Here is a 10,770-nt window from a genome sequence, read left to right as displayed (position 1 = left end):
AATCTTGATGAAATCAACAAAGACGCTGTTTGTGCTGCTGGCCTGCTATGCATTGTATTATTTGTTGCCCCTTGAGTTTCGCCTGTTATGGCAACCTGATGAAACGCGCTACGCCGAAATCAGTCGTGAGCTGCTGGCGGCAGGAAACTGGGTGGATCCCCATTTCCTGGGGGTACGTTATTTCGAAAAACCCATCGCCGGGTACTGGATCAATAACCTGAGCCAGTTGTTGTTTGGCCATAATAATTTTGCGGTACGGTTTGGTTCGGTTTTTTCCGTCACACTCAGTGCGCTGATGGTGGTCTGGCTGGCTAAACGTATCTGGAAAGATAACGCCACAGCCGTGATGTCTGGTGTTATCTTTCTCACCTGCTTTTTAGTGTATGGCATTGGGACCTACGCGGTTCTCGACCCAATGATAACGTTGTGGCTTACCGCGGCAATGTGCAGTTTCTGGGTGGCCTGCGAAGCACAGACCACCAGAGGCAAAATCGGTGGTTACCTGTTACTGGGCCTGGCCTGTGGTATGGGCGTGATGACCAAAGGTTTCCTGGCGCTGGCCGTGCCGGTAATTGGTGTTTTACCCTGGGTTGCTGTGCATAAGCGCTGGAAAGAAGTCTTGCTGTTTGGGCCGCTGGCGGTGATTAGTGCCACACTGATTACGCTGCCCTGGGCGCTGGCCGTCGCTCGCCTTGAGCCTGATTTCTGGCACTATTTCTTTTGGGTGGAACATATTCAGCGTTTTGCTGAGAGCAATGCCCAGCATAAAGCGCCGTTTTGGTATTACCTGCCTTTCTTACTGGCCGGTACGCTACCCTGGCTCGCTTACCTGCCAGGTGCGCTTAAATCTGGTTGGGTAAAGCGGCACAGCCATTCTGGCGCGGTTTATTTACTGGGTTGGGTGGTGATGCCGATTCTCTTTTTCAGTATCGCGAAAGGGAAGTTGCCTACCTATATTCTTCCTTGCTTTGCCCCGTTAGCCATTCTGCTGGCACATTATGCCCAGGCGGCTGGCTCAGGTATTCGTCGGTTGAATGGCTGGATTAATATTGGTTTTGGCTGCGTGTGTGTGCTGGCTGTACTCGCTGTGCTGGCCCCCTTTGGTCTGGCAAAACACCCGCTCTACCAAACCAACGAGTTGTTTAAAGTTTTTTGTGCCGTACTTGCTTTTGTGTGCTGGGCTCTGGTGGGCTGGGTTTCTTCCCGGGGCTGGCAACCACGCTGGCAACTGGCCGCACTATGCCCACTTGGGCTGGCGTTACTGGTCGGGGCGGCGATTCCGGATCAGATTATTGATTCCAAGCAACCCCAGGCCTTTGTGGAAAATGTACAGGGTGAACTGGCTGGCAGCCGCTATATTCTGAGCAATAATGTGGGCACGGCTTCTGCGATTGCCTGGGCACTAAAACGCAGTGATATCAATATGTACGGTTCGCCGGGGGAACTGCAGTATGGCATGAGCTACCCGGATGCCCAGGGCAGGCTGGTACAAACGGCGGAATTCCCCGCCTGGTTGAGCCGGCACCGCCAGCAAGGTAATGTTGCTCTGGTGCTGTTACTTTCGCGCCACGAAGTTGTTGATGAGCATGTTGTCCCCAAACCGGACGCTATTGTTCATCAGGGGCGCTTTGTCCTTTACCTGTATCACCAAAAATAATGGGTATTAGCGGAATAATTATTGCCAGCCTGCTCAGTTGCCTTGGGCAACTGTGCCAAAAACAGGCAGCCTGTACCCCTTCAGGTTCAGCCGGGCGTCATCGTGCCTGGCTGTGGTTATTTGTGGCGCTGGTGGCGATGGGCCTGGGGCTGCTGGTGTGGCTGGTAGTTCTGCAATCTGTGCCGGTTGGCCTGGCCTACCCGATGATGAGCCTGAACTTTATTTGGGTTTCTTTGGCAGCACACTGGATTTGGGGTGAGCGTTTAACACGGCGGCACTGGCTGGGCATTTTACTGATTATTCTGGGGATTATTTTGCTGAGCGGTGGCGTGTAATGGGGTATTTGCTGGCGTTATGTAGCGTGTTATTAGTCACCGCAGCCCAACTGGCAATGAAGCTGGCAATGGGCCGTTTACCGGCTGTCTGGCCTTTACCTGATTTTCTTCTGGCCATGCTCCATATTGCTCCTGGCACCCTGTGGTTGGTGGCGGGGGTAGGCGGCTATCTGGCCTCAATGGTGTGCTGGTACGGCGCACTGAAAAAACTGCCACTGAGTAAAGCCTACTCTCTGTTAAGCCTGAGCTACATATTAGTGTGGGCGGCGGCGATTTGGTTGCCCGGCTGGCACGACACCTTCTCCTGGCTGAATTTGCTTGGTGTGTTATCCATTATGGCAGGCGTTACGCTGGTTATCTGGCCGGGGAAAAACACGGTGCAGCGGCAGCAGTAATTCACACCGAATAATCGAAGAAACCCGCGCATTTTCAGGGTATAGTGAATTATTTGGTAACTTATTATTTCCGGTACCCTTCCATGTCAGCCCCTGTTTCAGAAGCCCCGCTCAGTGGTGCGCGCCTGAATTTGCGCATCGGCTCCATCGTTATGTTCAACTTTGCCAGCTACCTTACGATTGGCCTGCCCCTGGCCGTGTTACCGGGCTATGTCCATGACGTTATGGGGTTCAGTGCTTTCTGGGCTGGCCTGGTTATCAGCCTGCAATATTTTGCGACCTTACTGAGCCGCCCGTATTCTGGCCGCTCGGCTGACCGCTTTGGGCCCAAACGCGTGGTTATTCTTGGGTTATGCGGTTGCCTGCTTAGTGGCGCATGTTACCTGCTGGCCGCTAACCTTGAACACCTGCCTGCCGTGAGCCTTGCCGCATTGTGCCTGGGGCGGGTTATTCTCGGCCTTGGGCAAAGTTTTGCTGGTACAGGGTCAACGTTGTGGGGCGTGGGGGTGGTGGGTTCGGCGCAAATAGGCAAAGTGATTTCGTGGAATGGTATTGCCACTTACGGTGCGATGGCGCTGGGTGCTCCGCTTGGTGTGTGGATTTACCACCAGGGCGGTTTATTGCTGCTGTCCCTGGTGATTATGGGTGTGGCATTGCTGGCAATTTTGCTGGCGCTTCCTCGCCCTCATGTGAAGGCCAGTAAAGGCAAGCCACTGCCGTTTCGTGCTGTATTGGGCAAAGTATGGGTGTATGGCCTGGTGCTGGCTCTGGGGTCGGCAGGCTTTGGGGTTATCGCCACTTTCATTACACTGTTTTTCCAAGCTAAAGGGTGGTCTGATGCCGCCTTCGCCCTGACATTGTTCAGTGGCGCGTTTGTGGGGACGCGGCTGTTATTTCCCAATGCCATTAACCGCCGGGGTGGCGTGTTTGTCGCAATGTGCTGCCTGAGCATGGAGATTGTTGGTTTAGTATTGGTAGGGTTCTCAATGTCCCCCTGGGTGGCGAATACTGGAGCGTTACTGGCGGGTGCCGGGTTCTCGCTGGTGTTTCCTTCATTGGGTGTGGTGGCCGTTAAAGCCGTGCCGCAACAAAACCAGGGCAGTGCGCTGGCAACCTATACCGTATTTATGGATATGTCTTTGGGGATTACCGGGCCACTTGCCGGGTTAGTGATGGCATGGGCGGGGGTTCCGGCTATCTACTTTGGTGCTGCCGGGTTGGCGGGAATTGGGTTGTTGTTAACCTGGCGGATGAAAAACCGGCCCGCATTACAGGCCGGTTAATTGTAAGGCGTTATTTCACTTCAACACTGCCGATAATATTATTCGCAACAACCTGCGATTGCTGCTGATCGTTCGCAGGCAGGGTTACCTGCATGGTGACCAGTTTATTGTCCACATTGCCCAGCAGAACAGAAGACCAGGCTGTGTGGCCTTTCGCGGAGATAATGCTGTCGAGTTGCTGGAAAGTGTGCCCGTGCAATTCGACAGACTTGTTGGCGACAACCTGCAGTTGCGGGTCGCGGTCACGTTGTTCATCTTCCAGGCGCTTGCCCAGTACGTCCAGTGCATCCACACTCTTATCGCCCACAATAACAATGACTGCGGACTGGCCGGTTGGATCTGAGTACACATGCAGATTATTAGCCTGCGTGCCCAGTTTCCCGCTCTGGTCGCTCATATCCGCCGGTAAGGTGAAATTCAGCTTGCCTTCGAGTAACGAGACCGTGTTGCTCTGTGCTTTTTGACTCTGGTCAGCATTATTCGCTGTTGGCGTATTGCTGTCTTTATTGTCACAAGCTGCCAGCCCACAGACCAGCAGGCCGATACCGACATATTTTACCAGGTTGCGCATTGACATCTTCCTTTAAGTTAAACAGCCATGACGGCTATCCGGCCAGTTTACCACAAGAAAAAAGCGCGTCCCTTAATGGACTTGCAACACGGCTAAATCAGATTTGTCTGCCAGCTTTTTCAACACCACATTGAGCAGTACACCGTAGGCTGGCAAGAAGAAGACCATGCTGATAAGAACCTTAAAGCTGTAGTCTACCAGTGCGATTTCGACCCAGTGTTGTGCCATAAACGGATCCGGGCTGTGCCAGAACGCAATAAAGAAAAACGCCAGGGTATCGCTGATATTGCCTAAAAAGGTGGATGCAGTGGGTGCCAGCCACCAGTAATGGCTTTGGCGCAGGCGGTTAAAGACATGAACATCCAGAATTTGCCCCAGGGCGTAAGCCATAAAACTCGCGGCAGCAATACGGGCAACGAACAGATTGAAATGCCCCAGCGCACTAACCCCTTGCCAGGTACCATCGGCAAACAGCGAGGAGATAACATAGGAAATCAGCAATGAGGGAACCATCACGGCAAAGATTATCCGGCGGGCCAGCGGCGCGCCAAAAATACGCACGGTCAGGTCGGTTGCCAAAAAAATAAACGGGAACGTGAAGGCGCCCCATGTGGTGTGAAAACCAAACACGGAAACCGGGAGCTGTACCAGGTAGTTGCTGGAGGTAATCACCAGCAGGTGGAACAACGAAAGCCAAAAAAGCGCATGCATGCGCTGGATTGCGGTAAAACGAATCATCAATGTCACCTTTTTGTTTGCTGGGGTGAGGGAACCCAGTCACTGGTTTGCCTGGCACGATATGCGCCATAGCGATGAAAACCGCCGAATGATACGCAGTTGAACAGGTTTTGCAATGGTTAATTTTAACGCAATCGTTCACGCTGCTTGCGCTACCGTGTGCTCTGCGTAAACTAGAGCGGTTGGTTCTTACAGGCAGAGGCTCGCGCGGTTTTGCCGTAAGGTACATGGTAATAAATGGCGAATCAGGAACCCTGGTTTCCCGTTCTGTTCTTTTAAAACCCCATGATAGCCGGGTGAGATACACGGGCTTATCATCTGCCTGGTTTTATGACTTTTTAGAGAAAACTATGTCGAATCTGTTTTCCAGCCCTGACCACATGCTTGATGCGCAGGGGCTGCGTTGCCCGGAACCGGTGATGATGGTGCGCAAAACGGTGCGTGGCATGCAACCCGGTGAAACATTGCTGATTCTGGCTGATGACCCGGCAACCACTCGCGATATCCCCGGTTTTTGCCGTTTCATGGAACACGAGCTGGTAGCCCAGAGCACAGAAACTTTGCCCTACCGCTACCTGCTGCGTAAACAACACTGATTCTGTTACCGGGCGCGCTGGCGTAACAGCCGCAAGGCATTTAATGTCACCAGCGCTGTGGCGCCTGAGTCGGCCAGTACCGCCAGCCACAACCCGGTTATTCCCAATAAACTGGTGACCAGAAAAATACCTTTCAGGCCAAGGGCGAGGGTGATGTTCTGGCGGATATTGTTGTGCGCAGAACGTGCCAGGCGAATCATGTCGGGTAAAGCACCCAGGTTGCTGTGCGTTATGGCTGCGTCCGCGGCTTCCAGTGCGACATCGGTTCCGTTACCCATGGCAATACCTGTCGTTGCGGCCTTCATTGCCGGAGCGTCATTGATACCATCTCCTACCATGGCGATTGCGCCCTGCTCACGCAAACGCGCTACCGCCGCCACTTTATCTGCAGGTAGTAAACCAGCCTGAAATTCAAGCCCGGTGTCCCTGGCAATTGCTGCCGCCGCCCGTGGGTTATCACCGGTTAACATCGTGCCACGGATCCCCATAGCCTGAAGCCTGGCAATGGCATCCCGGGCATCCGGGCGCAGGGTATCCTGCAGGGCAAAGTAGCCCAGTAATTGCCGGGAAGTGAGTGCCACCACCAGAATCAATGTTCTCCCGGCCGTTTCCTGGTCGGTAATGGCTGCACGCTGTTGAGGCGTGAGTACGCCATCGGGTGCGGCATCTGGCGCGCACAGGAAATAATCTTCACTGTTAATCTGTGCCTGAATCCCTTTACCCGGAACCACTCGCTGATTCAGGGCTTCGGGAAGTGCCAATTGCTTTTGTTGGGCGGCGGTAACAATTGCCTGTGCCAGTGGATGAGTGGCGCCTTGTTCAACAGTTGCGGCCAGCCGCAACAATTCATTTTCACTGATTTCGGCGCAGGTTTCAGTGTGAACAATGGATGGCTTGCCCAGGGTTAATGTTCCGGTTTTATCAAAGGCGATATGGCGTACTGTACCCAGTTGCTCCAGTGCTGCACCGCCTTTAATCAAAGCGCCAAAACGTGCACCAGCCGCCAGCGCAGAGGTAATGGCGGCCGGGGTGGAAATAACCAGCGCGCAGGGGCAACCAATTAATAGCAGGGTCAGCCCCTTATAAATCCATTCCTGCCAGGGTGCGGCAAACAGCAAAGGCGGAAGTAAGGTTGTCAGCAGTGCCAGCAGGATAACCAGTGGTGTGTAAACCCGGCTGAAGCGGTCAATAAAACGCTCAACTGGCGCTTTACGGCTTTCCGCCTGTTCAATCAGGTTGAGGATCCGGTCGATGGCGTTTTCCCCCGGGCGGGATACAACAGTGAGTGTTACCCGGTTTTCTACACTGGTACTGCCCGCTGGCACCACATCATATTGCCGGTGAACGACAGGAACAGATTCGCCAGTGAGCGCACTTTCATCGAAGCTGGCGATGTCATCATTTAATGTACCGTCAGCCGGAAGCCGCCCACCTGCGGCGATTTCAATAATATCGCCAGGGCGCAACGATTCTGCCGGAACGGTTTCCCGCTGCCCATCTCGCAGGCGCGTAGCGGTATCGGGTTTTAACGCCATCAGCGCACTGACACCACTGCGTGCCCGTTGTGCAGCGTAACCTTCCAGGTGTTCGCCCAGCATAAACAGCAACAGGACCATGGCAGCTTCAGCTGTAGCGCCAATAAATAACGCCCCGAGGGCCGCAACAGTCATCAGGGTTTCAATACTGAATGGGCTGCCGGTTTTTATGGATTTCAGTGCCTGGCGGGCAACTGGCCACAGGCCAACCAGCGTGGTCAGGATAAAGGCCACTTGCCCGGCTGTGGGGGAAAATGCGCGAACAGCCCAACTGCAGAGCATCATGGCAGTTAACGCCAACAGTGGCAGGTAATCGCGCCATGTGTGCGTTGGCACAACCGGCTGGGTATTGCTGTGCAAACGGTAGCCTGCGTTATTGACCGCACGCTCAACCTGACTACGAATATCGCTGTCGGCATCCACAACCAGTTTTTCACTGGCGAACACAACCTGCACCTGTTTCGCTTCCGTTAGCTGGCGTACGGCTGTTTCAACTTTTCTGGCACAGGCCGCGCAGTCCATTCCTTCCACTCGCCATTGAAAACGCTGGCTGGCTGCCTGCATTTTGCTGGTTGTGGCTTCGGCATGCGGCGTTGCGGTACAACAGGCCGTTTCGCCCTGGCAACAGGACATTTTGGTGGGTTGTACTGCCGATGGCGCAATGGGCTTAAGCCGGGCCGTACTCAATGACGGAACCTGGCGTTGGGGTGAATTGGGTTGCGGTGCGATACGCATACAGTCTCCGGTAAAAAGCAGGGCCTGTATGGATGCTAATCTCTGGAGTCAACTCCAGAGTCAAGTAAAAAATGCGTTTGCCGTTGCTAACGGGAAAGGAAAATATCTGCTTTACCCTTCCCGTCGCCATTTTTACAGATAGAGCGAGCGAACAATCAGGAAGTGCCCGGCAAAATAGAACGCGGCCGTTATTGCGCGGTCGGCGCTAAAACGCCGCCTGAAGTGGCTGAATAGCCAGATGCTATGGCTGATTAGCAGCAACGCGGTACCAACAAAGGCCGAAAAGCGGGTATCCACCGGGCGGGCAAAGTAGAGCTCTGCCGCCAGCCACACCATGACCAGAGTCATCCCCACAAACGCACAAACAGGCCAGCGCAGTTCACCTAATTTGCTCCAGACAACTGCCAGTAACAGGGCACCCAAAACCGCCAGCACTACCGGCACCGGCCACCAGAGGCCAAAACTCATCTGGCTGGCGAACCAGACGGTATAAAGCAGGTGCGACAGAAAAAACGCACCAAGGGCATAAATAAAGCGCTGAGTGGGTAGCAGCAGTAAGGCGTCCCCGGCCATGGATGCTACTACTCCGGCGAGTACCAGGTAGCTCATTAAATTAAACATGGGGGCTTGCCAGGCCAGCAGTAGCAACAGCAACAACGTGACGGGTTTAAACAGCCAGCGCTGCCACCCAGGGCCGCGGTAGGATGCATCAACATACAGCCAACCAGAAAAACACACTGCAATAAATGACCAAAGCATAGTCACTCTCCCTGTCTGGATTGATGGGCTAAAAAAAGGGCTGGCGCATATACCTGTGCGACCTTTCCTTGTTAAAGTCTGAGCGGCAAAGTGCCTGGCTGACAACACCACTAAGCACAGAGTAGTCTGAAACTCGTTGTATCACTGGGGAAAGGTATGAGTAAACCGCCATTTTTTTTCGTTGCTGTTATTGCGGTAATCGTGGTTCTGGCTTCGTTACGTTACATGCAGCAGCGCCGCCAGGACGCGGCAAATGACAGAGCGCCAGTCAGTCTTAAAACGATGGTGGTGTCCAGTAAGCGGGAAGTGCCGGTAACGAAACGGCGTTCACGCGAACAACAAGTTTCGTCGCCTGCGGATACTGTGCGTTATGAGATGGGTTTCCGTACCCCACAGGGTGGCGTGGAAATACGTTTTCGGGTAACGGCGCAGCAATACCACGCCGTGTCCGTTGGCGACCAGGGCACGTTGCATTACCAGGGCACCCGGTTTCTGGAATTTACACCAGCGCCCTGAATACAGGCATCATGGTTTTTTTTGTTGTTTCTTTTGCCAGGCCAGCAATTCGAATACGCCGAACAAAAAGATGCGTGTTTGCTGCAATGTGCCGATTTTTGGGGAGTCTTTACCCTGGCTTGCTTTCAACAAAGTGACTTGCAGGCCATGCATAAAAAACGTGAAAACCATCGCCACATTCATAAAGTAGTTCAGCGGTTTAGGAAAGGGGTGGATCAGGTTCAATACCATAAACCCCCACACACCGAGCATAAGCAGGCGGCCCAGATTAATCAGCATTCTGTTCTCCTTGTGCTTTGCGCAAGTACAGGCGATAGGCCACTTGCCCGGCCGTTTTTTCGCGGTGTAATTCCCAGTTACCAGGCACTGCGGGTAACCCATGCTCTGATTCGCTCTCAATATAAATCACAGCGTCTGGTGCCAGCCAGTTATTGTGCTCCAGTAATTGCACTGTGTCTTCCAGCAGCCCTTTACGAAACGGAGGGTCGACAAACACGATATTGTGCGGTGAACCGGGTTGTGCAAGGTGTGCCAGCGTATTGGTCGCCAGCACTTTACCGTTACTGGCATTGAGCGTTGCCAGGTTTTTTTGCAACTGTGCAGCGACACCGCGTTCCAGCTCAAGCAATGTCGCACTGGCTGCATAGCGTGATAAGGCTTCAAGACCCAGTGCACCACTTCCGGCAAAACAATCAAGGCAGTGCGCATCTACCAGGTAAGGAGCCAGCCAGTTAAACACTGTCTCTCTTACCCGGTCCGTTGTGGGGCGCAGGCCGGGGCTGTCTGGCACCGGGAGTTTACGCCCCCGCCACTGCCCGCCAATAATACGTATCTGGCCGGCGCCGTTAGTTTGTTTTTTCTTCATAAATTGCACTGAGCTTAAGGATGTTGCGGCTATTCTAGCGGCGAGCGCGCAATGGGGAAACCTCCATCCATTCCGGCGATGTCATTAACCTGCAGCATTTTGCAGGCAGCTTGCCGGATAGCATCTGCCGGAGTGCTCACTCGACGGGAAAGTGATAGACTGTCTCATTCAATTATTTCCATTTTTGGTCCCTGCTGATGGCATGCGGGGCATCGCCATGAATCAGCAGCGAGGAGTGTGGTCGCCGATGGCAAAAGAAAAAAAACGTGGCTTGTTTTCCTGGCTGGGCTTTGGCCAGAAGGCTGCGGAAGAAGAACAAAAACAGGATGTTGCTGAGCAGGACGCAACCCCCCGTGATGAAGACGCAGCGGCTGCGCTACAAGCCAGTGAAAGTGCGCCTGGCACAGAACAGGCGGCAGAGCCTGAAGCGGCTACATCCGCAGAGGATGAACATGCGCGCAATGTGGCAGAGCCAGCGGCAGAAAGTAAAACCAGCGCGCCTGCTGAACTGGCTTCATCGCCCGATACCGCCAGTGAAGAACATGTTGTTGCAGAAGAGGCTGTTGAAGAGGATGTGGATAATGCGGGCGTTGAGCATTCAGCCCTGGTAGCCCAGCCCGAAAGCACCGGCAACACTGTTTTGGATGAAACTGGCGGGGTTGAACAGATTCCTCAGACCGTGCAGCTTCCTGCAGAAGCAGAAGCAGAAGCAGAAGCAGAAGCAGAAGCAGAAGCAGAAGCAGAAGCAGAAGCAGAAGCAGAAGCAGAAGCAGAAGCAGAAGCAG

At 53.8% G+C, this 10,770-nt stretch carries 12 protein-coding genes and 1 pseudogene; 7 read left to right on the top strand and 6 right to left on the bottom strand.

Going from position 1 to position 10,770, the window contains the following annotated elements; genetic code table 11:
- The first annotated feature begins 7 nt into the window (after nucleotides 1-7).
- The 4 genes from arnT (at nucleotide 8) to DT73_RS20300 (ending at nucleotide 3,670) form a co-directional block, all read left to right on the top strand.
- Entirely contained in the window at nucleotides 8-1,657 is a 1,650-nt protein-coding gene (arnT, locus tag DT73_RS20315; protein WP_036114385.1) for a lipid IV(A) 4-amino-4-deoxy-L-arabinosyltransferase, read from the top strand.
- On the top strand, nucleotides 1,657-1,992 hold the full coding sequence (gene arnE / locus DT73_RS20310; RefSeq protein WP_036114252.1) for a 4-amino-4-deoxy-L-arabinose-phosphoundecaprenol flippase subunit ArnE: 336 nt from the start codon (nucleotides 1,657-1,659) through the stop codon (nucleotides 1,990-1,992). Before arnT ends, arnE begins: the two co-directional genes overlap by 1 nt.
- Complete coding sequence (gene arnF / locus DT73_RS20305; RefSeq protein WP_036114248.1) at nucleotides 1,992-2,387, top strand: 4-amino-4-deoxy-L-arabinose-phosphoundecaprenol flippase subunit ArnF; 396 nt, start codon at nucleotides 1,992-1,994, stop codon at nucleotides 2,385-2,387. The genes arnE and arnF overlap by 1 nt, the downstream gene beginning before the upstream one ends.
- Nucleotides 2,388-2,470: 83 nt before the next feature.
- A complete protein-coding gene (locus tag DT73_RS20300) occupies nucleotides 2,471-3,670 on the top strand; it encodes an MFS transporter (RefSeq protein WP_036114245.1) in 1,200 nt (399 codons plus the stop codon).
- A gap of 10 nt (nucleotides 3,671-3,680) precedes the next feature.
- Here the strand turns inward: DT73_RS20300 and DT73_RS20295 are convergent, their stop codons facing one another.
- Together DT73_RS20295 and DT73_RS20290 are read right to left on the bottom strand one after the other, a co-directional pair.
- A complete protein-coding gene (locus DT73_RS20295; RefSeq protein ID WP_036114242.1) occupies nucleotides 3,681-4,241 on the bottom strand; it encodes a DcrB family lipoprotein in 561 nt (186 codons plus the stop codon).
- A gap of 72 nt (nucleotides 4,242-4,313) precedes the next feature.
- Complete coding sequence (locus DT73_RS20290; protein WP_036114239.1) at nucleotides 4,314-4,979, bottom strand: 7-cyano-7-deazaguanine/7-aminomethyl-7-deazaguanine transporter; 666 nt, start codon at nucleotides 4,977-4,979, stop codon at nucleotides 4,314-4,316.
- Between the two features lie 350 nt (nucleotides 4,980-5,329).
- Here DT73_RS20290 and tusA point away from each other — a divergent pair, with 350 nt between their 5' ends.
- Nucleotides 5,330-5,575, top strand: a complete 246-nt coding sequence (gene tusA / locus DT73_RS20285) for a sulfurtransferase TusA (RefSeq protein ID WP_036114382.1) — start codon at nucleotides 5,330-5,332, stop codon at nucleotides 5,573-5,575.
- A 5-nt stretch (nucleotides 5,576-5,580) separates the two neighbouring features.
- Here tusA and DT73_RS20280 read toward each other — a convergent pair whose 3' ends face one another.
- Together DT73_RS20280 and DT73_RS20275 are read right to left on the bottom strand one after the other, a co-directional pair.
- Nucleotides 5,581-7,845 carry a zinc/cadmium/mercury/lead-transporting ATPase gene (locus tag DT73_RS20280; protein WP_036114237.1) on the bottom strand — a complete coding sequence of 755 codons (2,265 nt, stop codon included), beginning with the start codon at nucleotides 7,843-7,845 and terminating at the stop codon, nucleotides 5,581-5,583.
- A gap of 132 nt (nucleotides 7,846-7,977) precedes the next feature.
- Nucleotides 7,978-8,604, bottom strand: a complete 627-nt coding sequence (locus DT73_RS20275; protein WP_036114234.1) for a lysoplasmalogenase — start codon at nucleotides 8,602-8,604, stop codon at nucleotides 7,978-7,980.
- A gap of 156 nt (nucleotides 8,605-8,760) precedes the next feature.
- On the opposite strand from DT73_RS20275, the gene DT73_RS20270 reads away from it, so the two are divergent.
- The gene (locus DT73_RS20270) at nucleotides 8,761-9,120 is read left to right on the top strand and encodes a DUF2500 domain-containing protein (protein ID WP_036114230.1); all 360 of its coding nucleotides are present in this window, start codon (nucleotides 8,761-8,763) and stop codon (nucleotides 9,118-9,120) included.
- A 9-nt stretch (nucleotides 9,121-9,129) separates the two neighbouring features.
- On the opposite strand, the gene DT73_RS20265 is transcribed toward DT73_RS20270, so the two are convergent.
- Nucleotides 9,130-9,399, bottom strand: coding sequence for a DUF1145 family protein (locus DT73_RS20265; RefSeq protein ID WP_036114227.1), 270 nt, complete (start codon nucleotides 9,397-9,399; stop codon nucleotides 9,130-9,132).
- The gene (rsmD, locus tag DT73_RS20260; protein ID WP_036114226.1) at nucleotides 9,389-9,985 is read right to left on the bottom strand and encodes a 16S rRNA (guanine(966)-N(2))-methyltransferase; all 597 of its coding nucleotides are present in this window, start codon (nucleotides 9,983-9,985) and stop codon (nucleotides 9,389-9,391) included. Before rsmD ends, DT73_RS20265 begins: the two co-directional genes overlap by 11 nt.
- Nucleotides 9,986-10,202: 217 nt before the next feature.
- Between rsmD and DT73_RS26590 the strand changes: the two are divergent.
- A pseudogene (locus DT73_RS26590) lies at nucleotides 10,203-10,770 on the top strand (hypothetical protein); the annotation flags it as partial.

It is taken from the genome of Mangrovibacter sp. MFB070 (genome assembly GCF_000705335.1).
Lineage (GTDB): Bacteria > Pseudomonadota > Gammaproteobacteria > Enterobacterales > Enterobacteriaceae > Mangrovibacter > Mangrovibacter plantisponsor.
This window is presented reverse-complemented; position numbering and strand designations above follow the sequence as displayed.

Excerpts from the sequence above, each read along its gene's own strand:
- DT73_RS20265 (WP_036114227.1), bottom strand. The coding sequence starts at position 9,399 with ATGCTGATTAATCTGGGCCGCCTGCTTATGCTCGGTGTGTGGGGGTTT.
- tusA (WP_036114382.1), top strand. The coding sequence starts at position 5,330 with ATGTCGAATCTGTTTTCCAGCCCTGACCACATGCTTGATGCGCAGGGG.
- DT73_RS20295 (WP_036114242.1), bottom strand. The coding sequence starts at position 4,241 with ATGCGCAACCTGGTAAAATATGTCGGTATCGGCCTGCTGGTCTGTGGG.
- rsmD (WP_036114226.1), bottom strand. The coding sequence starts at position 9,985 with ATGAAGAAAAAACAAACTAACGGCGCCGGCCAGATACGTATTATTGGC.
- arnE (WP_036114252.1), top strand. The coding sequence starts at position 1,657 with ATGGGTATTAGCGGAATAATTATTGCCAGCCTGCTCAGTTGCCTTGGG.
- DT73_RS20275 (WP_036114234.1), bottom strand. The coding sequence starts at position 8,604 with ATGCTTTGGTCATTTATTGCAGTGTGTTTTTCTGGTTGGCTGTATGTT.
- DT73_RS20280 (WP_036114237.1), bottom strand. The coding sequence starts at position 7,845 with ATGCGTATCGCACCGCAACCCAATTCACCCCAACGCCAGGTTCCGTCA.
- DT73_RS20290 (WP_036114239.1), bottom strand. The coding sequence starts at position 4,979 with ATGATTCGTTTTACCGCAATCCAGCGCATGCATGCGCTTTTTTGGCTT.
- arnF (WP_036114248.1), top strand. The coding sequence starts at position 1,992 with ATGGGGTATTTGCTGGCGTTATGTAGCGTGTTATTAGTCACCGCAGCC.
- DT73_RS20270 (WP_036114230.1), top strand. The coding sequence starts at position 8,761 with ATGAGTAAACCGCCATTTTTTTTCGTTGCTGTTATTGCGGTAATCGTG.
- DT73_RS20300 (WP_036114245.1), top strand. The coding sequence starts at position 2,471 with ATGTCAGCCCCTGTTTCAGAAGCCCCGCTCAGTGGTGCGCGCCTGAAT.
- arnT (WP_036114385.1), top strand. The coding sequence starts at position 8 with ATGAAATCAACAAAGACGCTGTTTGTGCTGCTGGCCTGCTATGCATTG.